Source organism: Streptomyces sp. NPDC090798 (genome assembly GCF_044768965.1).
GTDB lineage: Bacteria > Actinomycetota > Actinomycetes > Streptomycetales > Streptomycetaceae > Streptomyces.
On record NZ_JBIVXA010000032.1, the window covers coordinates 46727 to 72808 of the forward strand.

The following is a 26082-nucleotide window of genomic DNA, read 5'->3' on the forward strand; positions in this document are numbered from 1 at the left end:
GCGCCGAAGGCCCGGACGGCGGCCGGAGCGTCCCGATGCCATGACGTGATCAGGCTGTGACCGGTCGTTCGACCAACGCCAGGGCGAGCTGCGGGAGTTCTGTGAGATCCGCCGCAGCGCCGCTCAGCCAGTGCACCCGGGGATCGCGCCGGAACCATGAGTCCTGACGCCGCGCGAAGCGTTTGGTGGCGCGTACGGTCTCGGCACGCGCCTCGGCGTCGGTGCACTCCCCGGCGAGCGCCGTGAGCACCTGCTGGTACCCGAGCGCACGCGACGCCGTACGCCCCTCACGCAGTCCGTGCGCCTCCAGCGCGCGCACCTCGTCGACGAGCCCCGCCTCCCACATACGGTCGACGCGGCGCGCGATGCGGTCGTCGAGCTCGGGGCGGGTGACGTCGACGCCGATCTGCAGGGTGTCGTAGACGGAGTCGTGACCGGGGAGGTTGGCGGTGAAGGGCTTTCCGGTGATCTCGATGACCTCGAGGGCACGGACGATGCGGCGGCCGTTGCTGGGCAGGATCGCGTGCGCGGCCTCCGGATCGGCCATGGCCAGACGCGCGTGCAGCGCTCCGGAGCCACGCAGTGTCAGCTCCTCCTCCAGCCGGGCCCGCACCTCGGGGTCGGTGCCGGGGAACTCCAGATTGTCGACGGCCCCGCGGACGTACAGCCCGGAGCCGCCCACCAGGATCGGCCAGCGGCCCTCGGCGAGCAGCGCGTCGATACGGGCGCGGGCAAGCCGCTGGTACTCGGCGACGCTGGCCGTGACGGTCACGTCCCAGATGTCCAGGAGGTGGTGCGGGATCCCGCCGCGCTCCTGCGGCGTCAGCTTGGCGGTACCGATGTCCATCCCTCGGTACAACTGCATGGAGTCGGCGTTGACGACCTCGCCGCCGAGCCGTTGGGCGAGATAAACGCCCAGATCGGACTTTCCTGCGGCGGTCGGCCCTACGACGGCGATGACCCGGGGGGCGGGGGGTGCGCTACTCACTGCCACAGTCTCGCAAACCTCGGGGCCTCTCCTCGAACGAGCTACGTGACGCCACGGCCCCGGGGTCGTTGCCTGTTGCGAGGTTCCAGCCGCCGGTTTTCGAGAGCCGGTGACCCGTGCGACGCAATGGGACGCACCGGGTGACGCGGGATTTCGCCCTCACGAGTAACGTATGGAGTGGATATGGGCGTTTTTGCACGACTTCTTGGAAGGTCGAAGGCTACGGAGGAGGCGTCAACCGCCGCGGTGCAGGCCGACACACAAACGGCCGATACCGAGGCGGAGGTGACGGAGGAGGCGAAGGGTTCGTCCGAGAAGTCCGAAGGCTCCGCGAGCCCGAGCGGCTCCGCGGGCGAAGGCGGGGCCGCGGCGACCGAGCCCGCGGGGGCCGCCGCGTCGGACGATGTCGAGATCCCCCAGCAGCAGACCGCCGAGAAGGCCGCGGACAACGAGGCCGGCGAAGGCGCCCGCACGTAACTGTCCCGCGAGGGAAGGTGGACCATGAGTCTCCTGGACAATTTGAAAGCCAAGCTGGCACCCGCCAAGGACAAGGTCTCGGACCTCGCGCAACAGCACGGGGACAAGGTCACGCACGGTCTCGACAAGGCCGCGAAGGTGGTCGACGAAAAGACCAAGGGCAAGTACAGCGACAAGATCCAGACGGGCACGGGCAAGGCGAAGGGTGCCATGGACCGACTCGCGCACAAGGAAACCGACGGCGCCACGCCGCCGCCGGACATGCCTCCACCGCCTCCGGCGTCCTGACCGGCATATATCGGTACATATCAGCACACATCGGCGGACGGCCGCGGAGCGCACCGGGCTCCCGGCCGTCCGCCGTGTCCGGACCGCCGTGTCCAGCCGGCCGTATCGGGGCTCGTCTCTGTCGGCCGGTGGCTGTCCCAGGGGGCGTGGTCCTGGGCGTGGTCCTAGGAGCCCAGGCCCTCCCCTAGGACCAGGCCGCCACCACGTACCCCACCCCGTACGGCGCGTCCTCGTACAGCAGGGCGCCGCCCAGGTCCGCACCCTCGGCCGCGCCCGCGAGGACCTGCCAGGGGGCCCGCCCGGAGACCTTCAGTTCGTACGCCAGCTCGGCGTCCAGCGCCTTCAGAGCCGCCACGTCGGCCGCGCCCAGCGCCCGCGCGACCTCCGCGTCGAAGCCCGCCGCCCGTTCGTCGAGATAGCCGGGTGCCTTGAGCGTCCGGCACGCACTGGCGTCGCCCATCACCAGCAGGGCCACCCGGTCGGCCCGCGCGACGATCCCCGCCCCGGCCTGGACGCAGCGCTCGGCCTCGAGAGGTTCTCCCACCCCAAGGCCTTCGACGGGGGCATCGGACCAGTCTGTGCGCTCCAGCAGCCAGGCGGCGACGGCGAGCGAGGGCGGAAGCGGACGCTCCGGCGCCCCGGCAAGCGAAGCCCCTCCCCCGAGGCGTACGTCGAGGTCCACGCCGAACCCGCGGAACGAGCCCGGCGCCCCCTCCGGGAACGGCCCGCGCCCGCTCTGCTCGGCGGGCCCGACGACGACCAGCAGGTCGGGGCGCGAGGCGGCCAGCACCCCCAGGGCGTCCGTGCAGGCCGCGCGCGCGGCGGCCAGTTCCGGTGCCGCGCCGGCGGCGACCTCGGGGACGAGCAGCGGCGGACAGGGGCAGACTGCGGCGGCTACAAGCATGATCCGCAGCGTAACCCCGCCCGGCCTGTCCAGGAGCCCCCTGGCCCGGGGTCAGTCGCAGCCGCACCCGCTGCCGGTGGCGACCGGCAGCGGCTCCGGGACACCGATCTTCGGCAGTCCCAGCATCACACCGGCGGGCTTCGGCGCCTCGGCCGCGTTGCGCTTCTCCCAGGCGTCCCCCGCGCGCGTGCGGCGCACGTCCAGGACGGCACCCTCGGCGAGCAGGTGGTGCGGGGCGGCGTAGGTGATCTCGACGGTGACCACGTCACCGGGGCGTACTTCCTGGTCGGGCTTGGTGAAGTGGACCAGGCGGTTGTCGGGGGCACGGCCGGAGAGGCGGTGGGTGGCGCCGTCCTTGCGGCCCTCGCCCTCGGCGACCATCAGCTCCAGGGTGCGGCCGACCTGCTTCTTGTTCTCGTCCCAGGAGATCTCCTCCTGGAGGGCGACGAGACGCTCGTAGCGTGCCTGGACGACCTCCTTGGGGACCTGGTTCTCCATGGTGGCGGCCGGGGTACCGGGGCGCTTGGAGTACTGGAACGTGAACGCCGCCGAGAAGCGCGCCTCCCGCACCACGTGCATGGTCTGCTCGAAGTCCTCCTCGGTCTCTCCGGGGAAGCCCACGATGATGTCGGTGGTGATGGCGGCGTTCGGGATGGCGGCGCGCACCTTCTCGATGATCCCGAGGTAGCGGTCCTGCCGGTAGGACCGGCGCATCGCCTTCAGGACCGGGTCCGAACCGGACTGCAGCGGCATGTGCAGCTGCGGCATCACGTTCGGTGTCTCGGCCATGGCGGCGATGACGTCGTCGGTGAAGTCACGGGGGTGCGGGGAGGTGAACCGGACCCGCTCCAGGCCCTCGATCTGCCCGCAGGCCCGCAGCAGCTTGCTGAACGCCTCACGGTCGCCGATGTCGCTGCCGTACGCGTTGACGTTCTGCCCGAGCAGGGTGATCTCGGAGACGCCCTCGCCGACCAGTGCCTCGATCTCGGCGAGGATGTCGCCGGTCCTGCGGTCCTTCTCCTTGCCGCGCAGTGCCGGGACGATGCAGAAGGTGCAGGTGTTGTTGCAGCCGACGGAGATGGAGACCCAGGCCGCGTACGCGCTCTCGCGGCGGGTCGGCAGCGTGGACGGGAACGCCTCCAGCGATTCGGCGATCTCGACCTGCGCCTCTTCCTGCACGCGGGCGCGCTCCAGGAGGACCGGCAGCTTGCCGATGTTGTGCGTACCGAAGACGACGTCCACCCAGGGCGCCTTCTTCACGATGGTGTCGCGGTCCTTCTGGGCCAGGCAGCCGCCGACTGCGATCTGCATCCCGGGGCGCTTCGTCTTCATCGGCGCGAGGCGGCCGAGGTTGCCGTACAGCCTGTTGTCGGCGTTCTCCCGGACGGCGCAGGTGTTGAAGACGACGACGTCCGCGTCACCGTCGGACCCCTCGGCCGCGCGCACGTAACCGGCGCCTTCGAGGAGCCCGGAGAGCCGTTCGGAGTCGTGGACGTTCATCTGGCACCCGTAGGTGCGCACCTCATAGGTCTTGGGTTCCTGAACGTCCACTGCCTGACTCCGGTCGCTGCTGCTGGTCATGCCTCAAGGGTAGGCGGTTTCGGGAGAGCCCCCGTCCGAGGGTTTGAAGGAGCGGACCGGGCCCGACCACGAGGTCGGCAGCCGTCCCCACCGGGCCGAGGGGGCCCGTGATGCAATGGGGCACCACAGAACGGATCTCGGGGTGGAGTGGGGCGTGTTGAGCGACGGTGGGTCCGATGCGGGGAGTTTCCAGCCTCTGGAGGACGGCGATCCTCGGGTCGTCGGCGGCTATCGGCTGGTGGCACGGCTCGGGTCCGGGGGCATGGGACGGGTCTATCTCTCGCACACGCCGGGCGGGCGGGCCGTCGCGGTCAAGGTGATCCGGCCGGAGCTGGCCGAGAACGCGGAGTTCCGGAAGCGGTTCCAGGCCGAGGTGGCCGCGGCGAGCCGGGTGCACGGGCTCTACACGGCTCCGGTCGTCGACAGCGACACCGGGGGATCGACGCCGTGGTGTGCGACCGCCTATGTGCCGGGGCCCTCCCTCGCCGACGCGGTACGCGATCACGGGCCGCTGCCCGTCGACACCGTGCTGCGGCTGATCGCCGGTGTCGCGGAGGCCCTGCAGGCGGTGCACCGCGAGGGCATCGTGCACCGGGACCTCAAGCCGTCGAACGTGCTGCTCGCCGCGGACGGCCCGCGGGTCATCGACTTCGGGGTCGCGCGGGCCGCGGACGCCACATCGGTGACGATGAGCGGCACGGCCCTGGGAACCGTCGCCTACATGGCGCCGGAGCAGGTGCTCGGCGCGGATGCCATGCCGTCGGCCGACGTGTTCGCGCTGGGGCAGACCGCGGTGTTCGCGGCGACGGGCGGCGGCGCCTTCGGGGACGGGGATCCGCACGCGGTGCTCTACCGGGTGGTGCACGAGGAGCCCGATCTCAGCCGCGTGCCGGTGGAGATACGGGAGTTGGTGGCACGGTGTCTGCGCAAGCCCGCCGCCGAGCGGCCATCCGTCGAGGAGGTCATACGCTCCGTCCAGACGATCCAGGCGGATCTCGGTGCCGAAGCGCGGTCCGCGTCCGGGGCGTGGCTGTCGGGCGAACTGGCGGCGGGTATCGCGGCTCGGGCCGAAGGCGCGGATCGGGCCCGGGCGGAGGCCGTTCCGGACGCTCACGCTTCGGCGGCTTCGGCGGCTTCGGGGACTTCCGGGACTTCGGGGGCTTTCGGACCCGCTGGATCCGGCGCTTTCGGTCCCGCCGGTCCCGTCGGCCCCGGCGCCTTCGGGCCTCCGATGGCCTACTCCCCCACCGCGCCGTCCCATGCCGCGCTGCCCGGGCCCTTCGTGATGGGGCCAGGGGCCGCGCCGGGTCCGTACGCTCCGCATCCCTGGCCGCAGCCGCAGGAGCCGGACGCCGCCCAGACCTCCGCGGTGGGCACGGGCCGCCGGAGCCGCAAGGCCCGTGCCTGGGTATTGGCGGCAGCCGCGATCGTACTCGTCGCCGGTGGGGCGGCCGCCGCGCTGCTGCTCGTACCGGGGGACGGCGACAAGCACGACAGCCGGGCGCAGGAGGTGGCCGCGTCGCAGTCGGCCACGGCCGCCGAGGCTTCGCCATCGGCGTCCGGCTCACCGTCCCCCCGGGTCTCGAAGAAGCCCAAGACGACCAAATCCGCGCTGCCGCCCAGCCCTTCGGGGCCCCCGACGCCCACGCGGACCGCTGCCTCGGCTCCCCCGACCGCCGCGTCCAGCAAGCCCGCGGCCCCGACGGCCCACGTCCCGGTGACGTACTCCGGGATCCGGATGACCGCGAGCCACGACCTGTATCTCGCGGACACCCCGGTGCGGTCCAAGGCGGACACCGGAACCTCCGACGAGGATCTGACGTACGCCGTCTACTCCTCGGGCGCGGTCCTCGCCCCCGGCACCGACTCCGGCAGCTCCCTCGCCCTGCTGCCCGTGGGGCGGCAGGGGAGCCTGGACGCGTGCAAGGCGGCGACAGGCTACAAGAGCTACATCTGGGTCAAGGACCTCACCGTCGGCCAGCAGATGTGCGTGGTCAGCGGGACGGGGCACGTGGGGCTCGTGACGTATCGGGGTTCGTCCGGGACGACGTACGCCACCTTGGACGTGAAGGTCTGGCGCAACGCGGCCTAGGGGCAGGCCTCTTCCCGCAGGAACCTCTTCCCTCGGGGGACCTCTTCCCTCAGGAACCTCTTCCCGCACGAACTTCCTCCCTCACGGGCCCCTCCCCCACAGGCCTCTCCCCTCATGGGCCGAGAATGCCCGCACCCGGTCGTCGCACCATGAAGACGTCGATCGGGTCCTGAACCTCCACGGTGAACCCGTGGCGCTCGTACAGTCGCCGGGCTGCGCTGCCCCGCAGGACATTCAGACGGACGGGCATGCCGTCGGCGTCGACGCCGTCCAGCAGGGTGCGCAGGACGGCCGAACCGAGCCCCCGGCCCTGCAAGGCCGGAACGAGATAGAAGTGCTCCAGCCACAGCCCGTCCTCGGCCGGCCTCAGCGTGACGCAGCCCGCGAAGTCGCCGTCGGCGATGACTACCGACGTGTGCCCCGGGGAGAAGGACTCCCGCAGCCGCCGGCGGACCCGGCGCTCGTCGAACCGGCCCAACCGCTCCAGGTCCGGGCGCATCACCGTCGCCCGCAGCTCGGCGATCACCTCGACATCCGCCTGCTCCGCGGAGCGCAGCGCCCATTCCATGGAACGGCCCGACCCGTTCCCGGGCAGCGCCCGCCCCGGCCGCATCCGGTCCGCCCCCGCACTCGTCTCCATGGTGGGAGTCTCTCAGCGGCCCGCCGAGACCCTGAATCCCCGTCCCGAGGGAGCTGAAGTGACCGAAGTACCCGAAGTACCCGAGGTGACCGGCGACGATGACGCATCCCGGTGGTCGCGTGCCGAAGCCTTCCTGCGTGCGCGGGGAACCGCCGGGATGCCGCATCCGGGCGGCACGCTGCTGGAGCATCTCGGCCGTGTCCGGCGGCTCCTGGCCGACTGGGGCGGCGACCCCGTGGTCCAGGCGGCGGGACTGTGCCATGCCGCGTACGGGACCGACGGCTTCGACCCGTACCTGCTGCCGGTCGCCGAGCGGGCGACCCTGGCGGAGTTGATCGGCGACCGCGCCGAGGCACTGGTGTACCTGTACGCGAGTTGCGACCGCGGCGCCGTCCTTCCCCGGATCGGGCGCGATCGGCCCGTGGTCTTCCGTGATCGCTTCATCGGCCGCGAGCACATCCCCGCGGACGACGACCTGCGAGCGTTCTTGGAGATCACCGCCGCCAACGAGCTCGACGTACTGGCCCACAACGAGGAACTGGCCGCGCGGTACGGCCCGGCCCTGTACCAGCTGTTCGCCGGGGCGGGCGACCTGCTGTCCGCCCCGGCCCGGGACGCCTGCACCCGGCAGCTCGGCCCGCACGCCGCGCTCCCGGACCACTGATCACCGAGTACGACCCAGTCGTACCGACCACGGCCGCGGCCGGAGTCCGAACACTTGAGGTCAGCGAACACTTTTACCCGCCACTGATGGCATGCCCCGGTCAAATCTGCCAGGCTTCCCGCAGCCGTCGCCCTGACCACAGGGAGACGCGACGGAAATCTCACCCCAGCGATCGCGCAAGCGATGCGCGCAGCCCCCCGGCTGCCCCCGGCGCACCCAGGCCGTCAGGGCGGCCACCGAGCAGGCCGGAATCCCGGCCACCTCAAAGGAGTTTCGAGTGAGACCGACCCCCCACAAGGCCCTCGCCGCGAGCGCACTGGGCATCGCCGCGTTGGCCGCCGCCCTGCTCCCCGTCACCCCGGCGGCAGCCGCGCCGCCCACGGCGCCACTGGCCGCCGACTGCACTCCGGCGCAGGTGGTCACCAACGGCGGTTTCGAGAGCGGGACTTCGCCCTGGACCCAGTCGTCGTCGACCGTGATCACCAGCCGTTCCGGTCAGAGCGCCCACGGCGGCACCAGCTTCGCCTGGCTGAACGGTGTCGGCAGTACGCACACCGACACCCTCTCGCAGAGCGTCACGATCCCGTCCGGGTGCAGCAGCGCCACGCTCACCTTCTGGCTGCACATAGACACCGCCGAGACGACCTCGTCGACCGCGTACGACAAGCTGACGGCGAAGATCGGCAGTACGACACTGGCGACGTACTCGAACCTCAACAAGGCCACCGGCTACGTACAGAAGTCGTTCGACGTGTCGGCGTTCGCGGGCCAGACCGTGAGCCTCGCCTTCACCGGGACCGAGGACTCCAGCCTCCAGACGAGCTTCGTCCTCGACGACATCGCGCTGAACACCTCCGGCGGCACGACCCCGCCGGCGGACTCCACGCGCACGCCGGCCGCCCCCTCGTACACCGTGAGCCTGAGCAGCAACACGAGCGGCACGGTCTGGACGGGCCACGAGAGCGCGACGTTCACCAACGCCTCCTCCACCACGCTCAGCGAGGTGTACCTGAGGCTGTGGGACAACTACCACGGCACCTGCTCCGCGATGCCGATCGCGGTCAGCAACGTCACCGGGGGCACCGCGGGCGCCCTGTCGGTCGGCTGCACCGCCCTGCAGATCGCCCTCCCGACCCCGCTGGCGCAGGGCCAGTCGACCACGATCGGCTTCGACCTGGGGATCACCGTCCCCAGTGGCGCCGACCGCTTCGGCTACGACGGCGCGTTCAGCATGATCGGCAACGCGTTGCCGGTCCTCGCGGTCAAGGACGGCTCGGGCTGGCACCTCGACCCGTACACGAACAACGGCGAGTCGTTCTACTCCCTGGCCGCCGACTTCAAGGTGACCCTCGACCACCCGACCACCCTGCTGGTCCCGGCCACGGGCACCTCGGTGGACACCCCCGGCTCCAGCGGACGCACGGTCACCACGGCCACCGCCGCCAAGGTCCGTGACTTCGCCTGGGCGGCGGGCCCGTTCACCAAGATCTCGGGCACGTCGACGGCGGGCACCCCGATCAACATCTACTCGGTCTCGGGGATCAGTTCGTCCAGCGCACAGTCCATGCTCACCACCGCGAAGACCGCGGTGGACGCCCACGCGGGCCGCTTCGGCGCCTACCCGTACGGCGAGTTGGACGCCGTCATCGACAACAACTTCTGGTTCGGCGGCATGGAGTACCCGGGGTTCGTCCTCGACCTGGTCTCCACCACGGCGCTCACCCATGAGATCGGGCACCAGTGGTTCTACGGGATCGTCGGCGACGACGAGTACAACAGCCCGTGGCTGGACGAGGCGTTCACCGACTATGCCACCGACCTGGCGCTGGGCAGTACCGGCACGAACTGCTGGAACAGCGTCTCCTGGGCCTCGACGGCGGAGAAGATCACCAACTCGATGGCGTACTGGGACGCCCACTCGTCCCGCTACTCCACCGTCGTCTACGGCTACGGCAAGTGCGCCCTGCACGATCTGCGCCGCGTCCTCGGTGACACCACCATGGCCAAGTTGCTGAAGGACTACGCCACTTCGCACTGGTACGGCGTCTCGACCACGGCCGAGTTCAAGGCGGCCGCCCAGGCCGCCACGACCACGGACCTGACCTCGTTCTGGACCCAGCACCGCATCGACGGCTGACACGGCGCCGGTTCGCCGCGGTGGGCCCCTTGGGGCGTCATCCGCGGCGAACCGGTGACCGGGCCGTGCGTGATCAGCGTCGTGACGTCGACCCACGGCTACCGGCCGACCCACGCCTACCTGCCGACTCACACCTACCGGCCGACCCACGCTTACTGGCCGACTCACGCCTACTGGCCGAAGCCCTCGCCGTACACGACCGGCCACGGGCGGGCTGAACCGTCCGCCGGGCGGCCCCCGTCCGCACTTCCCCGTGGAGCGGCGCGGGCCCGGTCGTCTCGGCCCGGGGCCGCGGTGCGGTCGCCGGTGAGTACGTCGGCCGCGAGCTCCGCGAAGGGGCGCACGGCCGGGTGGACGGCGTGGCCGGCGGGCCACGCGCCGCTCAGCCGCTGGGTGAGGGGACGCCCCGCCAGGGGCCGCCAGGCGACGCGGCGCTCCCTGCGGGCCACCGGCCCCTGGTCGAAGGCGATTCCGTGCCCCGCCGTCATCAGCGCCAGCGGGAACTCGGAGTTCGACACGTGCCGCAGCCGACCGGGCACGAAGCCCGCGCCACGGCAGACGTCGAGAATCCGGTCGTACCAACAGGGGGGCGTGGGCCCGCGGAAAGAGCACGAGATCGTGGCCGGCCAGCTCGCCGAGCGCCACCTCGGGCAGCCTGGCCAGCGGTGAGGTGCGGGGCGGGACGACTCCGAGATGCGCCCGTTCCCGCGAGCTGACCGCCACCCGGCCGAGGGTGGACGCCGCGATCGGCGCCGCGGCTGGAATCGCCGTCGGCTTCCTGCGGAGCGAGGGTGTCTGACCAGGCCTCATATGTGCTCGCGTATCGCGAGGACACCGTTTCGATCTTGGACGCGGGAGACCGGTCCCTGGTCTGCTGACGCCATGAGCGACACCGGCGTCGTCGTACCCGTCCACTGGGACAACTTCGAGGAGCCACTGAGCGAGCCACCGCGCCACGACCCGTCGATGGACCTGGACGGCTTCCTCACCCAGGTGCACCGGGAGTCCCCGGCGAGCCGGATCGTCGTCCCGGACTACCGCACGGTGTACGGCGGGGACATGCGCCCTCGCTCCTGACGGGGACCGCCGGGTGCCGTCAAGTCCGTCCGGCGGACACGAGGCATTCGCTGTTGTCGCCGCCGGACGGGCATCCTGATCGCTCCGAGCACCCTGAGCGCACCTGTTCAGCCCCGGCCGTGACAAGGAGTTCCATGACTGCCGAGCCGCCATCCACCAGGGCACAGACATCCACCGCGGCGCCGTCGACCGCGGACGGCGCCTTTCCCCCGCCGCCCTTCGACCCGGAGCTGGCCGCCGTCCTGGACCTGCTCGGGGACCAGGTGCAGTCCAGCGTCTCGCCCGAGGACATCCCCGCCCTGCGCCGGACGGCATCCATGTACCGGCCGTCCGACGACGAGCTCGACAGGGGCGGCCTCTTCGAGGTCGAGGACGTGGTCGTCCCGGGACCCGCGGGCTCACCGGGCATCTCGCTGCTGGTGTGCCGCCCTACGGGGGTCACCGAGCCGCCGCCCGTCATCTACCACGTCCACGGCGGCGGGATGATCACGGGGGACAACCGGATCGGCACGAACGGGGCGCTGGACTGGGCCGAGGAGCTGGGTCTGGCGGTGGTCTCGGTGGAGTACCGGCTCGCCCCGGAACACCCTCACCCGGCGCCGGTCGAGGACTGCTACGCGGGGCTGGTGTGGACGGCCGAACACGCCAAGGACCTCGGCGTCGACCCGTCCCGGATCCTCCTCTTCGGCGGCAGCGCCGGCGGGGGTCTCGCCGCGGCCCTCGCCCTGCTGGCCCGCGACCGCGGCGGTCCGGAACTCATCGGCCAGATGCTGGTGTCCCCGATGCTGGACGACCGCAACGACTCCGTCTCCGCCCGCCAGATGGCCGGGCTCGGTGCCTGGGACCGCACGGCCAACGCGACGGGGTGGGACGCGCTGCTCGGCGCGGCGCGCGGCGGCCCGGACGTCTCGCCGTACGCGGCACCGGCCCGCGCGACCGACCTGTCCGGGCTGCCGCCGGCCTTCATCGACGTCGGTTCGGCGGAGACCTTCCGCGACGAGGACGTGGCGTACGCGAGCCGGCTGTGGCAGGCGGGCGGCCGGGCCGAGCTGCACGTGTGGCCCGGTGGCTGCCACGGGTTCGAGGGGTTCGCCCCGCGGATCGCGCTGGCCCAGGACGCCCAGGCGGCCCGGCTTCGCTGGCTGCGCAGGCTGCTGGCCGCGGGGTGAGACGACCCCGTCGCCTTCCAGTTCCAGCGATCACCGTGGACGCTGGGTAAGAACTTGATAACGCTCCGCAACCCCGCCGACCAGGCGTTTTGTCGGATGGTGAGGGTTTTTTGGTGCTTTTCGCACAGGTATGGGGCTCTCGTCCGGTCGCAGGCTCGGCAGTGACGTGGATAACCTCAAAAGCGAACATTTCGCCCATACGGGCGTGGTCCGTTCGTGGGGGGATCCGTCACGTCAGGAGTCACACGTGAATTCCACACTCCGCAGCCGCTGTGCCAAGGCGATCGGCGCCGGCGCGCTCTCCGTCACTCTGCTGTCGGCCGGGACGGCGGGCGCCTTCGCCGCGTCCCCGAGCGCGGCGCCGAACCCGAAGCCGAGCATGACCGGCACCGCGAAGCCGAGCATGACCGGCACCGCCAAACCCAACAAGACCGGCGGCGCGAGCCACTCGCCCATGGCCAACGGTTCGATCACTGCCAGGGTGAGCAAGGCCCAGGTGAAGGCCGGCCAGTCGGTGACGTTCACCGGGCGCGCCAAGGGAGTGAAGGTCGGCACCAAGGTGGTGCTGCTGCGCATGCACAACGGCAAGTGGACCGCTCTGAAGTCCAGCACCGTGCTCAAGAACGGCAGCAGCTACTCCCTGACCACCAAGCTCACCAACAAGGGCAAGGAGCAGCTTCGGGTCATGGCGGGCAAGGTCGTCTCGCCGACCGTCCTCGTGACGGTGAAGTGATCCGACGGCACCACCATGAGAGGGCCGACCCGGGCACGGGTCGGCCCTTTCACGGGTCGGCTCTCTCACGGTTCGATTTCACGGTTCGATGAGTCCGGCCCGGATCGCGTACCGGGTGAGTTCGAGGCGGTCGCGCAGGCCGAGCTTCTGCAGCAGGTTCGCCCGATGGCTCTCCACGGTCTTGGCGCTGATGTAGAGCAGTTCGGCGATCTCCTTCGTCGTATGGCCCTCGGCGACCAGCTTGAGCACCTCCTCCTCGCGGTCGGTGACGGTCCGCGCCGGCAGTCCCTCGCCGCGCCGCATCCGCTCCAGGTAGGTGCGTACGAGCGCGGTCTCGGCGCCGGGATAGATGAACGGCTCGTCGCGCATCGCCGCCCGGCACGCCTCGACCAGGTCGCGGTCGGCGACCGACTTCAGTACGTAACCGCAGGCCCCGGCCTTGAGCGCCTCGAAGAAGTACTGCTCGTTGTCGTACATCGTCAGGATGAGGATGCGCAGGTCGGGAAGGCGGCGGGAGAGCTCGCGGGCCGCCTGGAGCCCGGTCATCCGGGGCATCGCGATGTCGAGAACGGCGAGGTCCACATCCGTGTCGCGGGCCCGCGCGACCGCTTCGGCACCGTCCCCGGCCTCGGCCACGACGCTCAGGTCCGGTTCGCCGTCCAGGATGAGCCGTACGCCACGGCGCACGAGCGTGTGGTCGTCGGCGAGCAGAACCCGGGTGGGCCGACCCCCGCCGGGCTGCCGGTGCGGCACGGACGGCACGGACGACATGGGCGGCACGGACGTCATCGGTCTCCCTCGAAAGCGGTCGCGGCGGGGAACTGCGGCGGTGCGCCGGTCTGCGCTGCTCCGGTCTTCGCTGCACCGGTCTCCGGTGCGCCGGTCTCCGGTGCGCCGGTCCGCGTCGAGATGCGCAGCCGTACGTCGGTGCCCGCCCCAGGCCCGGCCCCGACCGAGAGCGCGGCGCCGATCAGCAGGGCCCGCTCCCGCATACCGCTGATCCCCGCCCCTTCCCGCAGCCGACCGGGGCCCTTGCCGTTGTCCCGTACGAGGAGCTCGACGCCGTCGCCGCCGTCACCACCGTCCACGCCGACGACCCGCCGCAACCGCAGTTCGGCGCGATCGGCCCCCGCGTGCCTGGCCGTGTTGGTGAGCCCTTCCTGAGCCACCCGGTAGACCACGAGTTCCGTCTCCTCGGTCAGCGGCGGCAGGTCTCCGTCGAGGTGGTGGCGTACGGACAGACCGTGCGTGGTGAACTCGGCCGCCAGCGACCGCAGCGCGCTGTGCAGCCCGAGTTCCTCCAGGACACCGGGGCGCAGCCGGCGGGCGATGCGGCGGATCTCGTCCAGGCTGCCGCGGGTCGCCTCCTGCGCCTGCCGTACCTCCTCCCGCAGCTCCCCGGGCACCTGGTCGGCGACCCGCTTGAGCTGCAGCAGCACGGCGGTCAGGGTCTGGCCCACCTCGTCGTGGAGCTCCTGGGAGATACGCCGGCGCTCGCCCTCCTGCGCGCTGAGCGCGCGGGCCGAGCTGGTGGCGCGCTCGGTCTCCAGCCGGTCGAGCATCGTGTTGTACGTGGTGATCAGCCCGGCGACCTCCGCAGGGCCGGTGACGGGTGCCCGGGCCCCGGGATGCAGCAGATCGGCGGTGGCCATGGCCCGGCCGAGCCGTTGCAGCGGAGCCAGGCCTATCCGCAGCACGAGCCCGTTGACGACGAGCAGCGCCGCGAGGCCCGCGACGACGACCAGCACCTCGCCCGGCAGTATCGGCGTCGACACGGTGACCGGGCCCAGCAGCAGCGCGGTGGCCACGGTCAGGCCCGCGGCATTGAGCAGGAAGATCCGCCGGAACAGCGACACGTTCCTCTGTCCGTCCCTTCCTGTCCCTCCGGCCCTTCCGAGCTGCGGCGACGCCGCTGTCCCGGTCAGCTTCGCGCCTGTCGAGCGGTCGTGTCCATCCGTGCCAACACCCATGTCGCCACCGTACGGGGGATGGCAGCATGACCGTTTTGCACGGGAACGCAGGACCTCGGCTCGACGAACAAGGGGAGATCATGTCCACGCCACGCCTCCGGGCGACACCGCTGCCGGGCATCGGGGTCCAGTACGACCTCATGACGCGCGAACAGCGCCACCTGTCGGTGGTGGCGCACCGCGACGGCGCCCGTACCGTGAGCGTGTACCGCGCCGACGACCCCGACTCCTGCGCCCAGTCGCTGCGGCTGACGAGCGGCGAGGCGGCCTCCCTGATCAACGCGCTGAAGCCCTCCCACCACAGCCCGAGCCTGCTCTACACCACCGACCTCGGGCTGATCGCCGAGCGCATCGAGATCGCCGCGACCTCCCGCTGGAACGGCCGGGTGCTGGGCGAGACCCGGATGCGGACCGAGACCGGCGCGTCGGTGGTGGCGGTGCTGCGCCGCGCCGAGGCGATCCCCTCCCCGACACCGGACTTCCGGCTGGCGGGCGGGGACACCCTGATCGTCGTCGGCACGCGCGAAGGCGTCGACGGCGCCGCGGCGATACTCGGACGGGAGTGAGCGCGTGCACTCTGCTGTTCTGCTGATCGAGTTCGGCGCCATCATCCTGTGCCTCGGGCTGCTCGGGCGGGCCGCCGCCCGGCTGCGGTTCTCCCCCATCCCGCTGTATCTGCTGGCCGGTCTCGCCTTCGGCGAAGGCGGGCTGCTCCCGCTCGGCGCGAGCGAGGAGTTCGTCGCCACCGGCGCCGAGATCGGCGTCATCCTGCTCCTGCTGATGCTCGGCCTGGAGTACACAGCCAGCGATCTGGTCTCCAACCTCAAGTCCCACTACCCCTCGGGCCTGGTCGACTGCACCCTCAACGCCCTGCCCGGCGCGGCCGCCGCGCTGCTGCTCGGCTGGGGTCCGGTGGCCGCCGTGGTCCTGGCGGGTGTCACCTGGATCTCCTCGTCCGGAGTCATCGCCAAGGTGCTGGGCGACCTGGGGCGAGTGGGCAACCGGGAGACACCGGTGATCCTCAGCATCCTCGTCCTGGAGGACCTGGCGATGGCGGTCTACCTGCCCATCGTCACCGCGCTGGTGGCCGGGGTCGGGCTGGCCGCGGGCAGTGTGACGCTCGCGATCGCCCTGGGAGCCGCCGGACTCGTCCTGTTCGTGGCCGTCCGCTACGGCCGTGTCATCTCCCGCTTCGTCTCCAGCGACGACCCCGAGAAGCTGCTGCTCGTCGTGCTGGGCCTGACGATCCTCGTCGCGGGCATCGCGCAGCAGCTCCAGGTCTCCGCCGCCGTCGGGGCGTTCCTGGTCGGCATCGCCCTGTCCGGGGAGGTCGCGGAGGGCGCGCACACGCTGCTCAGCCCGTTGCGGGACCTCTTCGCGGCGATCTTCTTCGTCTTCTTCGGGCTGCACACCGACCCGGCGAGCATCCCGCCGGTGCTGCTGCCCGCGCTCGCGCTGGCCGTCGTCACGGCTCTGACGAAGATCGCCACCGGGTACTGGGCGGCCCGCCGGGCCGGTATCTCCGTGGGCGGCCGGTGGCGGGCGGGCGGCGCGCTGGTCGCGCGCGGTGAGTTCTCCATCGTCATCGCCGGGCTCGCGGTCACGGCCGGCATCGAGCCCTCACTCGGCCCGCTGGCCACGGCGTACGTGCTGATCCTGGTCGTACTCGGCCCGCTCACCGCCCGCTACACCCAGCCGCTGGCCGAACGGCTCACGGCCCGGTTCGGCGGTCGGTTCGGCGGTCGGTTCGGCGTCCACCCGGTGCGCCAGGACGTCGCGGAGCGGCCGGCCGGGGCGGAGGGGGAAGCGGAGCCCGGACCGAAACGGGAGGGCGAGGCACGACGGCAGACGGCTGTACCGGACTGAGCAGAGCGGGGAGTAGCGGGGAGTTAGGCGTCCGCGCCCCTCCACCCCTGCCTCCGCAGCACCTGCGACACCTCCGGCGCCCGGTAGTGCTCCCCCTTGAGGACCTTGCCGTCCGCCCGGCGGGCGACGCGGCCGTCGGGGCCCAGCTTCGTCATGTTGGAGCGGTGGACCTCGGCGATCACCGCGTCGAGGTCGACGCCGTGGACGAGCGCGGTGCCGTACGCCACGTACACGACGTCGGCCAGTTCGTGCGCCAGCCGGTCCAGCGGCCCCGAGACCGAGACCTCGGCGACTTCGGCGGCCTCCTCGGCGAGCAGTTCACCGCGGTGGGCGGCGAGCGCCGGGGAGACCTCCGTCGGCGTGCTGCGCGCGTCGAGCCCGAAGGCGAGGTGGAACTCGCGGACCAGGGAAGCGGGAGAGGGAACGGGAGACGCGGAAGAAGTGACCGCGGAAGAAGTGACCGCGGAGTCGGGCGAAGGCTGCATCCGCCGACCTTACCGAGCCGATGCCCCTCCCCCGCCGGCCCGATGCCGCATCCCGACCGCCCCCCTGTCGCCCCCCGTGCCGCCCCCTCTCGACCCCGCCCTGGTCAGGACGGCCCCCCGGCTGGCAGGATCGCGCGCATGCTCCTGGCACTCCGCCGTATCGACCGGCGCCGCGCACTGTTCGGCTCGGCCGCCGCACTCGTGGTGTTCGGGCTGCTGTTGTGGTGGCTGCTGCCGCTGGGCGAGGAGTCGCCGGGCGGCAGGATCACGTTCAGCACGGGCACCCCGACCGGGGTGTACCAGAAGTACGGCACGCTCCTGCAGACCGCGCTCGCCAAGGACATGCCGCGCCTGGACGTCCGGCTGAAGAACAGCGACGGCTCCCAGGAGAACGTCCGCCGGGTGGCCACGGGCCAGGCCGACTTCACCATCGCGGCGGCCGACGCGGTGGAGACGTACATCCTGGAGAACAAGCCGGGGTCGGGCCGGCTGCGCGGCTGTGCCCGGCTGTACGACGACTATGTGCACCTGGTCGTCCCGCGCTCCTCGTCCGTGCAGTCGGTGGCGGACCTGCGGGGCAAGAGGGTCGCCGTGGGGCCGGACGGTTCCGGGGTACGGCTGATAGCGGAGCATGTGCTGCAGGCGGCCGGGCTCGACTCCGCGAAGGACATCAAGCCGTCTCCGGACGGCATCGGCACCATGCCGGACCTGCTCGAACAGCACAAGATCGACGCCTTCTTCTGGTCGGGCGGCCTGCCGACGAGCGCGGTGCAGCAGCTCTCGAAGAGCTTCGCCGTCAGGCTGGTGCCGATCGGCGGTGACCTCGTCGCGAAGCTGCACGAGCAGGGCGGCGCAGCCCGCTACTACCGGTCCGCGGTGATGCCCGCCGACGCCTACCCCGAGGCCCAGCAGGGCTCGTCCGTGCAGACGCTGGCGGTGGCGAACTTCCTGATCACCCGGGAGGACTCGGACCCCCGGCTCACCGAGGAGCTCACCCGTACGGTGATCAACAGCCGCGACGGCATCGGCCGTCAGGTGCACGCGGCCCAGCTGGTGGACCTGCGCACGGCCATCTACACGGACCCGCTGCCCCTGCACGAAGGCGCCCGGCGCTACTACCGCTCGGTCAAGCCGTAGCGCGGGCCGCCTCCCGGCCACAACCCCCGGCCGTGGCCGCCCCGCTCACGACTCGGGCCGCGACCTCGGCACCGTCACCGTCACCTTGAGGCCGTGCGGCTCGTGACGGGCGTACGCGATGGAGCCGCCGCCCGCCGAGAGCAGCACCCGCGAGATGGACAGGCCGAGGCCCGAGCCCTTGATGTTCTGGTGCCCCGCGCTGCGCCAGAAGCGGTCGCCGATGCGGGCCAGTTCCTCGTCGCTGAGGCCCGGACCGCGGTCGGTGACGACCACCGTCGAGACCTCGCCGTTCGACGCGACCGCCACCTCGACGTCCTCGCCCTCGGGCGTGAACTTCAGCGCGTTGTCGATCACCGCGTCCAGGGCGCTGGACAGGGTGACCGGGTCGGCCCAGGCGGTGGTGGCCGGGCAGGTCCCGGTCAGACGTACGCCCTTGCTGTCGGCCAGTGGCGACCAGGACGCGACGCGCTCGGCCGCCAGCTCACCGATGTCGGTCAGCCGCAGGTCGGCCTCGGCGTGCTCGGCGAGCGCCAGGTCGAGCAGGTCGTCCAGGACCTCGGCGAGACGCTTGCCCTCGGTGCGGACCGACGCGATCTCCTCATTGTCCTCCGGCAGTTCGAGCGCGAGCAGTTCGATGCGCAGCAGCAGCGCCGAGAGGGGGTTGCGCAACTGGTGCGAGGCGTCGGCGACGAAGGCGCGCTGCTGCTCCAGGACGTCTTCGACGTTGTCCGCCATCTCGTTGAACGACCGGGCCAGGCGCCTGAGTTCCGGTGGACCGCCCGCGACCGCGACCCGCGACTTCAGCCGCCCGGTCGCGATGTCATGGGTGGTGGCGTCGAGGACGCGTACGGGCCTGAGCACCCAGCCGGTCAGCCGTAGTGCCGCGCCGAGGGCGAGGAGCATCGCGGCGACCTCGCCCGCCGCGATGATCACCCAGCCGTGCAGGATCTTCGAACGCATCTGTCCGGTGGGCGAGTCGGTGACCACGACCGCGATGACGTCACCGTCCCGGATGACCGGCGAGGCGACGACGAGCCGGTCGCGCTGCCACGGCCAGACCTGCTCCGGGTCGTGGCTGCGGCGGCCCAGGAGCGCCTCGTTGAAGGCGTCGCGCCCCTCGCCCTTCTCGACCACGTACCAGTTCTCGGGCGCGTTGGCCATGGGAGCGAGGTCGCGGTAGAAGACGCCGACACGGATGCCGTACACCTCGTAGTACGCGCCGAGTTCCTTGCGCAGGGTCTCCCCGCGCTCGTCCGTCGTGCCCACCCGGGAACCGCCGGCCGGCTGGTCGGTGACGAACTGCGCGAGGGCGGCGAAGCGTGCCGTGTCGTCGATGCGGTCGACGACCACACGCTGTTGCTCGGCGGCCGCGACACTCCCGGCGAGCGGGATGCCGAGCGCGAGCAGCACGGCTGCCATCAGGACGATGAGCAGCGGAAGGAGGCGGGTGCGCACCGGTGCACGCTACGCCGCGGGAGCGACGAGCCGGTACCCCACGCCGCGCACGGTCTCGATCAGCGCCGGCATGCGCAACTTGGAGCGCAGGGACGCGACATGCACCTCCAGGGTGCGCCCGGTCCCCTCCCAACTGGTGCGCCACACCTCGCTGATGATCTGCTCCCGGCGGAAGACCACCCCGGGCCGCTGGGCGAGCAGCGCGAGGAGGTCGAACTCCTTGCGGGTCAGTTGGACGACCGAACCGTCGACGCTGACCTGGCGCGTGGGCAGTTCGATGCGGACCGGCCCGAGCCGCAGCGCGGCGTCGCCGGAGCCTGCTGCGTCGTCGGGGACGCTGCGCCGGCTGACCGCGTGGATACGGGCGAGCAGTTCCCCGGTGTCGTAGGGCTTCACCACGTAGTCGTCGGCGCCGAGGTTGAGGCCGTGGATCCGGGACCGTACGTCGGAGCGGGCGGTGACCATGATCACCGGAGTGCTGGTGCGTTTGCGGATCTTGCCGCAGACCTCGTAGCCGTCCTGGTCGGGCAGGCCCAGGTCGAGCAGGACCACACCGAAGCCGTCACTCTCCGGCACCAGCGCCTGCAGGGCCTCCTCGCCACTGCGGGCGTGCGTGACGTCGAAGCCGTGTCGCGCCAGCACCGCGGACAGGGCGGCCGCGACGTGGTTGTCGTCCTCGACGAGCAGCAGTCTCACTCCGGCCCCCTCCGGTTCATCGGTCGTACGGTCCGATCCTGTTGGATCGCGGCGCACACACGTGTGCACCAAGGAAGTCACGCCGATGGATCACGACGGCGTCAAGAGGCTTCGGGTCACGGAGGGCTTCCGTTACCCAGCCGGTACGCGGCCGCGCGACAGCTGCTACGACCCGTGTCCGGTTGCTACCGGATCGTGATGCTCAAGTTCCCCTCAGATGTAATGACGCTGGTCGCACGGGGTCACTACTGTCCACCGAAACCGAGGAGGACGGAGCCCCAGAGCGATGACCGAAGTATCGGTGGCCAAGGATGCCGTGGCCGCGACCGAGGACCTGGTCGTCCTGAAGAGCGTCAACAAGCACTTCGGCGCGTTGCACGTGCTCCAGGACATCGACCTGACGATCGCACGTGGCGAGGTCGTCGTGGTCATCGGACCTTCCGGGTCCGGGAAGTCCACCCTGTGCCGCACCATCAACCGCCTGGAGACGATCGATTCGGGCGACATCACGATCGACGGCAAGCCGCTGCCCGACGAGGGCAAGGCACTGGCCCGGCTGCGGGCCGACGTGGGCATGGTCTTCCAGTCCTTCAACCTCTTCGCGCACAAGACGGTGCTCGAGAACGTGATGCTGGGTCAGATCAAGGTCCGCAAGGCCGACAAGAAGGCGGCCGAGGAGAAGGCCCGCGGGCTGCTCGACCGGGTGGGCGTGGGCACCCAGGCGGACAAGTACCCGGCGCAGTTGTCGGGCGGTCAGCAGCAGCGGGTCGCGATCGCGCGGGCGCTGGCGATGGACCCCAAGGTCATGCTCTTCGACGAGCCGACCTCGGCACTCGACCCCGAGATGATCAACGAGGTCCTGGAGGTCATGCAGCAGCTCGCGAGCGACGGCATGACGATGATCGTCGTCACCCACGAGATGGGCTTCGCTCGTTCGGCTGCCAACCGGGTGGTCTTCATGGCCGACGGTCGCATCGTCGAAGAGGCCGTGCCGGACCAGTTCTTCAGCAATCCCCGCAGCGACCGCGCCAAGGACTTCCTGTCGAAGATCCTTCACCACTGAGGGCCTGCGCTTCTTCGTCACTGAAGTTCGTTTCTGAACTGAGGTCCCTCTCCGAGGTTCAGCACTGAAGCCCATGCCTGAAGACCCGCATCTCCTCACCACCCAAAGGATGTTCACCATGAAGCTCCGTAAGGTCACCGCCGCCTCGGCCGTCGTGCTCGCGCTCGCCGTGACGGCCACGGCGTGCGGTTCGGACAAGAAGGCCAGCGACTCGTCCGGCGGCGGCAAGAAGATCACCATCGGTATCAAGTTCGACCAGCCGGGCATCGGCCAGAAGACCCCGCAGGGTTACTCGGGCTTCGACGTCGACGTCGCCACGTACGTCGCCGGGAAGCTCGGCTACAAGCCCGACCAGATCCAGTGGAAGGAAACGAAGAGCGCCGAGCGCGAGAACGCGCTCTCGCGCGGTGACGTCGACTTCATCGCCGCCTCCTACTCGATCACCCCTGAGCGCGAGAAGAAGGTGGACTTCGCCGGCCCCTACCTGCTCGCCCACCAGGACGTGCTGGTCCGCGCCGATGACACCGCCATCAAGTCGCCGTCGGATCTCAACAGCAAGAAGCTGTGTTCCGTGACCGGTTCGACCTCGGCGCAGAACGTGCACGACAAGCTGGCGCCCAAGGCCCAGCTCCAGCAGTACCCGACCTACTCGGCCTGCCTGACGGGTCTGCAGAACAAGGCGATCGACGCCCTGACGACGGACGACTCGATCCTCGCCGGCTACGCCTCGCAGGCCGCCTTCAAGGGCAAGTTCAAGCTCGGCGGCTTCAAGATGACCAACGAGAACTACGGCATCGGCGTCAAGAAGGGCAGCGACCTCAAGGCCAAGATCAACACGGCTCTCGAGGCGATGGTCTCCGACGGTTCCTGGAAGAAGGCCGTGGACAAGAACTTCGGTCCGGCCAACTACAAGAACGAGCCCGCTCCGAAGATCGGCAACATCGTCAGCTGATGTAGGGCCCGCCGGTGCGCCGCCCTCGGGGGGCGGCGCACCCGGGCATCACCACACGCGGAAGCGCGGGAAATCGTGTTCGACTTTCTTCAAGGTTACGACCTGCTGGGAGCGTTCTGGATGACGGTGAAGCTCGCCGTCCTCTCAGCCGTCGGCTCCCTGATATGGGGAACCATGCTGGCCGCCATGCGGGTCGGTCCGGTGCCTCTCATGCGCGGTTTCGGCACCGCCTACGTGAACATAGTGCGGAACATCCCGCTGACCGTGATCATCCTGTTCACCTCGCTGGGCCTCAACCAGACCCTGGGGGTGAGTCTCGGCTCGGACCAGGTCGACACGGTCAACTTCCGGCTGGCCGTGCTCGGTCTGATCGCCTACACCTCGGCCTTCGTCTGCGAGGCGCTGCGCTCCGGCATCAACACCGTGCCCGTCGGGCAGGCGGAGGCGGCCCGCGCCATCGGTCTGAACTTCACCCAGGTCCTGACCCTGATCGTGCTTCCCCAGGCGTTCCGTTCGGTCGTCGGTCCACTGACGAACGTGCTGATCGCCCTGACGAAGAACACCACGGTGGCGGCCGCGATCGGTGTCGCCGAAGCGGCCACCCTGATGAAGTCCATGATCGAGAACGAGGCCCAACTCATCGCGATCTCGGCCGTCTTCGCCTTCGGGTTCATGTGTCTGACGCTGCCGACCGGCCTCCTCCTGGGCTGGGTGGGCAAGAAGGTGGCGGTGAAGCGATGACGTCCGTCCTCTACGACGCCCAGGGCCCCCGCGCCAAGCGGCGCAACATCCTCTACTCGGCGCTGTTCCTGGTCGCCTTCGCGGCCCTGTTGTGGTGGGTGATCACCAGCCTCAACGACAAGGACCAGCTCGCCTGGGAGAAGTGGAAGCCCTTCGTCCATGGCGAGGCCTGGAGCACGTACCTCTGGCCGGGGCTGCAGAACACCCTGAAGGCCGCGGCCCTCGCCATGGTCATCGCCCTGCCGCTCGGCGCCTTCTTCGGCATAGCCCGGCTCTCCGACCACGCCTGGATACGCATCCCGGCGGCCGCGATCGTGGAGTTCTTCCGCGCCATCCCGGTGCTGGTCCTCATGATCTTCGCCGACGCCGCGTACTCCGCGTACACGAACACCAGCTCGGACGACCGTCCGCTCTACGCGGTCATCACGGGACTGGTGCTCTACAACTCCTCGGTCCTCGCGGAGATCGTCCGCGCGGGCATCCTGTCGCTGCCCAAGGGGCAGTCCGAGGCGGCCATGGCCGTCGGTCTGCGCAAGAACCAGGTCATGCGGTTCATCCTGCTGCCGCAGGCGGTCACCGCGATGCTGCCGGCGATCGTCAGCCAGCTCGTCGTGATCGTGAAGGACACCGCGCTCGGCGGCGCGGTCCTCACCTTCCCCGAGCTGCTCGCCTCCGTCGGCCCGATGAGCGCGTACTACGGCGCGAACACCATCGCCAGCTTCACCGTCGTGGCCCTGATCTACATCGCGCTCAACTTCAGCCTCACGAGCTTCGCGAGCTGGCTGGAGGGACGACTGCGGCGCGGCAAGAAGTCGACGGGCGTGGTGCTTGCGCCTGCCGCGGTCGGGGGCGCGGAGTCGACGGGCGCGGGCGGCGCGGGCGGCGGCATCTCCATCTGACGGATCCTCACCTCGCCTCGGCGCCAACGGGGGCAGCGGCGTGATCACCACTGCCCCCGTCACTTGACGCAAGCACCGGCAATGGGTTGCATACGTTCTGTGATCGTGCACCCCGTTCCAACTGCCTGTTCCCGACCGCTTCTCAGGACACCGCTCCGGGCAGGGGGCCGCGCGCCGTGGACCCGGTGATCATCGTCGGCGCGGGGCCCGTGGGCCTCACGCTGGCCCTTGCGCTGGCCCGCCAGGAGGTCCCCTGCGTGGTCCTCGACGAGGGGCCGGGCAAGGACGAACAACGGCTCGCGCGGACGGTGGTGCTGCGCGAGGACACGGCCGCACTCGTCGAGCGTCTGACGGGCCCGCCCCTCACCGATGCCGGTTTCCGTTGGGCCGGATGGCGGTCGATACGGCGCAAGCAGGTGATGCGCGAGATCCACTTCGCTGCCGGGGCTTCCGACACGGACTCGCCGGACTTCGAAGCCGATGCGCAAGGCCTCGGGGGCGCGGCGCACGGCTCGGGAGGCGGCACGCACGGCGAGGTAAGCGGCGCGCGGGCCTTCGGGAGCGGCGCGCACGGCTCGGGAGGTGGCGCCCAGCGCTCCGGGAGGAGCGCACAGGACCCGAAGGGGAGCGCGCACAGCCTGAAAAGCGCCGGGCTCGGCCCGACCGCGGACGCGCAGGACTCCGAGGGTACCGACGTGGCCGCCCCGCTGCACCTCGCCCAGCACGCGCTGACCGGCGCCCTGCGCGAGGCCATCGTCCACGAGCGACTGATCAAGGTCGCCGTGGGCAGCCGCCTCGACTCGATCGAGCAGGAGTCCTCGGGCGTCACGGCGCACACCCGCGGCCCCAACGGCACATGGTGGCGCGGCAGTTACCTGGTCGGCTGCGACGGACCGCGCTCGACCGTGCGCAAACTCCAGGACATCCGCTTCCCCGGACGTACGGCCGTCGAACGGTACGCCGTCGCGGCGCTGCGTACGGAACTTCCCTGGCCCGGCCAGGCGTTGCTGCACCGGACGCCGCCGTGGCGGACGTCGGGCCCCTCGAGCGGGGAGGTCACCGCGCGCCCCCTCGCCGACGACGTGTGGCGGCTGGACTGGCTGCTGCCGCCCGGCAAGGACCTGGTCACGCCCGACCTGCTGGTGGCGCGCATCCGCGAGACCCTCGCCGGCTGGAACGCGGGATCCACACCCCCGTACGAGCTGCTCGACACCGGAGTCCACACCATCCACCACCGCCTCGCCCGCCGCTGGCGGGCCGGCCGGGTCTTCCTCGCCGGGGACGCCGCGCACCTGCTCGGCACGCTCGGCACCCAGGGCCTGGACGAGGGGCTGCGGGACGCCGACAACCTCGCCTGGAAGCTGGCGCTCGCCTGGCACCACGGCCCGCACGAGGCGCTGCTCGACAGCTACCAGGCGGAGCGGCGGGCCGTCGTCGCCGCCCGGCTGCGCGCCGCCGACCAGGCGCTGCCGCTGCTGCGAAACGGCGGAGGCCTGCGCTCGTACGTCCCCGGGTCGGCCCGTGGCCACGACGCGCTGCTCACGGACGGCCACCTGGGGCGCGGCCCGCTGGGTGCGCCGGGGGCGTACGCCGACTCGCCGCTCGCGCCCGCGCACACCGAGTCGCAGACCCCGGTGGACACGGCGCCCGGTGCGCCGGTCGTCGACGTACGCGTGACCGCGGAGGACGGCTCGTTCGTACAGCTGCGGGAGCGCCTGGGCCGCGGAGTGCTGCTCGTCGTGCTGATCGCTCCGGGTACGGGCGTGTGGGCGCGCAAGCACTGGGTGACGGCCGGAATCATGCCCCGGCTCGCGGCCGCCGTGACCGCGCTGCCGCACCGCGCCGAGCTGCTGGTCGCCGAGAGCTATCCCGGCGCGGCGGCACACACCGTGCTCCTGGTGCGCCCCGACGGCCACTTGGTCACGGCGCTGAGCGGGGTGCGCCCGGCCGACCTGTACGCGGCGGCCGAGGCGACACTGGGCGGCCCCGCCACGGCGGAGGCGGAAGCGGGAGCGGAAGCGGAGACGGCGGCGAGTACGACCTGACGACCCTGGTGGTCCGGGCCCGC

General features: G+C 71.1%; 24 protein-coding genes and 2 pseudogenes. 16 read left to right on the top strand and 10 right to left on the bottom strand.

From position 1 onward, the window contains the following. Positions 1 to 49: 49 nt before the first annotated feature. Positions 50 to 988: a tRNA (adenosine(37)-N6)-dimethylallyltransferase MiaA gene (gene miaA, locus ACIQTP_RS42515; RefSeq protein ID WP_402038733.1), complete on the bottom strand. Its 939-nt coding sequence runs from the start codon at positions 986 to 988 to the stop codon at positions 50 to 52. A gap of 285 nt (positions 989 to 1273) precedes the next feature. Here miaA and ACIQTP_RS42520 point away from each other — a divergent pair, with 285 nt between their 5' ends. Beyond that, the gene (locus ACIQTP_RS42520) at positions 1274 to 1465 is read left to right on the top strand and encodes a gliding motility protein (RefSeq protein WP_403410452.1); all 192 of its coding nucleotides are present in this window, start codon (positions 1274 to 1276) and stop codon (positions 1463 to 1465) included. 24 nt (positions 1466 to 1489) lie between these two features. Continuing rightward, complete coding sequence (locus ACIQTP_RS42525; RefSeq protein ID WP_101401052.1) at positions 1490 to 1753, top strand: antitoxin; 264 nt, start codon at positions 1490 to 1492, stop codon at positions 1751 to 1753. Positions 1754 to 1937: 184 nt separating this feature from the next. On the opposite strand, the gene ACIQTP_RS42530 is transcribed toward ACIQTP_RS42525, so the two are convergent. Continuing rightward, positions 1938 to 2657 (bottom strand): class III extradiol dioxygenase subunit B-like domain-containing protein, encoded by a 720-nt coding sequence (locus tag ACIQTP_RS42530; protein WP_402038737.1) that lies wholly within the window; start codon positions 2655 to 2657, stop codon positions 1938 to 1940. Between the two features lie 51 nt (positions 2658 to 2708). Continuing rightward, positions 2709 to 4238 (bottom strand): tRNA (N6-isopentenyl adenosine(37)-C2)-methylthiotransferase MiaB, encoded by a 1530-nt coding sequence (gene miaB, locus ACIQTP_RS42535; protein WP_403410456.1) that lies wholly within the window; start codon positions 4236 to 4238, stop codon positions 2709 to 2711. A 154-nt stretch (positions 4239 to 4392) separates the two neighbouring features. On the opposite strand from miaB, the gene ACIQTP_RS42540 reads away from it, so the two are divergent. Beyond that, complete coding sequence (locus ACIQTP_RS42540) at positions 4393 to 6330, top strand: serine/threonine protein kinase (protein WP_403410458.1); 1938 nt, start codon at positions 4393 to 4395, stop codon at positions 6328 to 6330. 112 nt (positions 6331 to 6442) lie between these two features. On the opposite strand, the gene ACIQTP_RS42545 is transcribed toward ACIQTP_RS42540, so the two are convergent. Further along, positions 6443 to 6943 carry a GNAT family N-acetyltransferase gene (locus tag ACIQTP_RS42545; RefSeq protein ID WP_403410543.1) on the bottom strand — a complete coding sequence of 167 codons (501 nt, stop codon included), beginning with the start codon at positions 6941 to 6943 and terminating at the stop codon, positions 6443 to 6445. An 85-nt stretch (positions 6944 to 7028) separates the two neighbouring features. Between ACIQTP_RS42545 and ACIQTP_RS42550 the strand changes: the two genes are divergently transcribed. Beyond that, positions 7029 to 7634: a DUF6817 domain-containing protein gene (locus ACIQTP_RS42550; RefSeq protein WP_403410461.1), complete on the top strand. Its 606-nt coding sequence runs from the start codon at positions 7029 to 7031 to the stop codon at positions 7632 to 7634. 277 nt (positions 7635 to 7911) lie between these two features. Beyond that, positions 7912 to 9771: a M1 family aminopeptidase gene (locus ACIQTP_RS42555; protein ID WP_403410464.1), complete on the top strand. Its 1860-nt coding sequence runs from the start codon at positions 7912 to 7914 to the stop codon at positions 9769 to 9771. Between the two features lie 170 nt (positions 9772 to 9941). Here ACIQTP_RS42555 and ACIQTP_RS42560 read toward each other — a convergent pair. Beyond that, a pseudogene (locus ACIQTP_RS42560) lies at positions 9942 to 10464 on the bottom strand (LysR substrate-binding domain-containing protein); the annotation flags it as partial. Positions 10465 to 10650: 186 nt separating this feature from the next. Here ACIQTP_RS42560 and ACIQTP_RS42565 point away from each other — a divergent pair. The 3 genes and pseudogenes from ACIQTP_RS42565 to ACIQTP_RS42575 form a co-directional block, all read left to right on the top strand. Continuing rightward, positions 10651 to 10848, top strand: a pseudogene (locus tag ACIQTP_RS42565) (MBL fold metallo-hydrolase); the annotation flags it as partial. A 134-nt stretch (positions 10849 to 10982) separates the two neighbouring features. Further along, positions 10983 to 12017, top strand: a complete 1035-nt coding sequence (locus ACIQTP_RS42570; protein ID WP_403410467.1) for an alpha/beta hydrolase — start codon at positions 10983 to 10985, stop codon at positions 12015 to 12017. A 247-nt stretch (positions 12018 to 12264) separates the two neighbouring features. Beyond that, positions 12265 to 12750, top strand: coding sequence for a hypothetical protein (locus ACIQTP_RS42575; protein ID WP_403410470.1), 486 nt, complete (start codon positions 12265 to 12267; stop codon positions 12748 to 12750). Between the two features lie 78 nt (positions 12751 to 12828). Here the strand turns inward: ACIQTP_RS42575 and ACIQTP_RS42580 are convergent, their stop codons facing one another. Both ACIQTP_RS42580 and ACIQTP_RS42585 read right to left on the bottom strand, forming a co-directional pair. Continuing rightward, on the bottom strand, positions 12829 to 13521 hold the full coding sequence (locus ACIQTP_RS42580) for a response regulator (RefSeq protein ID WP_403410546.1): 693 nt from the start codon (positions 13519 to 13521) through the stop codon (positions 12829 to 12831). A 14-nt stretch (positions 13522 to 13535) separates the two neighbouring features. After that, the gene (locus ACIQTP_RS42585) at positions 13536 to 14606 is read right to left on the bottom strand and encodes a histidine kinase (protein WP_403410473.1); all 1071 of its coding nucleotides are present in this window, start codon (positions 14604 to 14606) and stop codon (positions 13536 to 13538) included. A 194-nt stretch (positions 14607 to 14800) separates the two neighbouring features. Between ACIQTP_RS42585 and ACIQTP_RS42590 the strand changes: the two genes are divergently transcribed. Together ACIQTP_RS42590 and ACIQTP_RS42595 are read left to right on the top strand one after the other, a co-directional pair. Next, positions 14801 to 15286 carry a cation:proton antiporter regulatory subunit gene (locus tag ACIQTP_RS42590; RefSeq protein WP_402038750.1) on the top strand — a complete coding sequence of 162 codons (486 nt, stop codon included), beginning with the start codon at positions 14801 to 14803 and terminating at the stop codon, positions 15284 to 15286. 4 nt (positions 15287 to 15290) lie between these two features. Beyond that, positions 15291 to 16586, top strand: a complete 1296-nt coding sequence (locus ACIQTP_RS42595; protein ID WP_403410476.1) for a cation:proton antiporter — start codon at positions 15291 to 15293, stop codon at positions 16584 to 16586. Between the two features lie 23 nt (positions 16587 to 16609). Here the strand turns inward: ACIQTP_RS42595 and ACIQTP_RS42600 are convergent, their stop codons facing one another. Then, complete coding sequence (locus ACIQTP_RS42600) at positions 16610 to 17071, bottom strand: MazG nucleotide pyrophosphohydrolase domain-containing protein (protein WP_403410479.1); 462 nt, start codon at positions 17069 to 17071, stop codon at positions 16610 to 16612. 138 nt (positions 17072 to 17209) lie between these two features. Between ACIQTP_RS42600 and ACIQTP_RS42605 the strand changes: the two genes are divergently transcribed. Next, positions 17210 to 18208 (top strand): TAXI family TRAP transporter solute-binding subunit, encoded by a 999-nt coding sequence (locus ACIQTP_RS42605; RefSeq protein WP_403410482.1) that lies wholly within the window; start codon positions 17210 to 17212, stop codon positions 18206 to 18208. A gap of 45 nt (positions 18209 to 18253) precedes the next feature. On the opposite strand, the gene ACIQTP_RS42610 is transcribed toward ACIQTP_RS42605, so the two are convergent. After that, positions 18254 to 19663, bottom strand: coding sequence for an ATP-binding protein (locus ACIQTP_RS42610; RefSeq protein ID WP_403410484.1), 1410 nt, complete (start codon positions 19661 to 19663; stop codon positions 18254 to 18256). Between the two features lie 9 nt (positions 19664 to 19672). Continuing rightward, positions 19673 to 20359, bottom strand: coding sequence for a response regulator transcription factor (locus ACIQTP_RS42615; RefSeq protein ID WP_403410487.1), 687 nt, complete (start codon positions 20357 to 20359; stop codon positions 19673 to 19675). 286 nt (positions 20360 to 20645) lie between these two features. Here ACIQTP_RS42615 and ACIQTP_RS42620 point away from each other — a divergent pair, with 286 nt between their 5' ends. The 5 genes from ACIQTP_RS42620 (at position 20646) to ACIQTP_RS42640 (ending at position 26059) form a co-directional block, all read left to right on the top strand. Continuing rightward, positions 20646 to 21422, top strand: a complete 777-nt coding sequence (locus tag ACIQTP_RS42620) for an amino acid ABC transporter ATP-binding protein (protein WP_054229851.1) — start codon at positions 20646 to 20648, stop codon at positions 21420 to 21422. A 118-nt stretch (positions 21423 to 21540) separates the two neighbouring features. Next, positions 21541 to 22374, top strand: a complete 834-nt coding sequence (locus ACIQTP_RS42625) for a glutamate ABC transporter substrate-binding protein (RefSeq protein ID WP_403410490.1) — start codon at positions 21541 to 21543, stop codon at positions 22372 to 22374. Positions 22375 to 22449: 75 nt separating this feature from the next. After that, entirely contained in the window at positions 22450 to 23115 is a 666-nt protein-coding gene (locus ACIQTP_RS42630; protein ID WP_351424414.1) for an amino acid ABC transporter permease, read from the top strand. Beyond that, positions 23112 to 24014 carry an amino acid ABC transporter permease gene (locus ACIQTP_RS42635; RefSeq protein WP_403410493.1) on the top strand — a complete coding sequence of 301 codons (903 nt, stop codon included), beginning with the start codon at positions 23112 to 23114 and terminating at the stop codon, positions 24012 to 24014. Before ACIQTP_RS42630 ends, ACIQTP_RS42635 begins: the two co-directional genes overlap by 4 nt. Positions 24015 to 24190: 176 nt before the next feature. Next, positions 24191 to 26059, top strand: coding sequence for an FAD-dependent monooxygenase (locus ACIQTP_RS42640; RefSeq protein WP_403410496.1), 1869 nt, complete (start codon positions 24191 to 24193; stop codon positions 26057 to 26059). Positions 26060 to 26082: the final 23 nt, after the last annotated feature.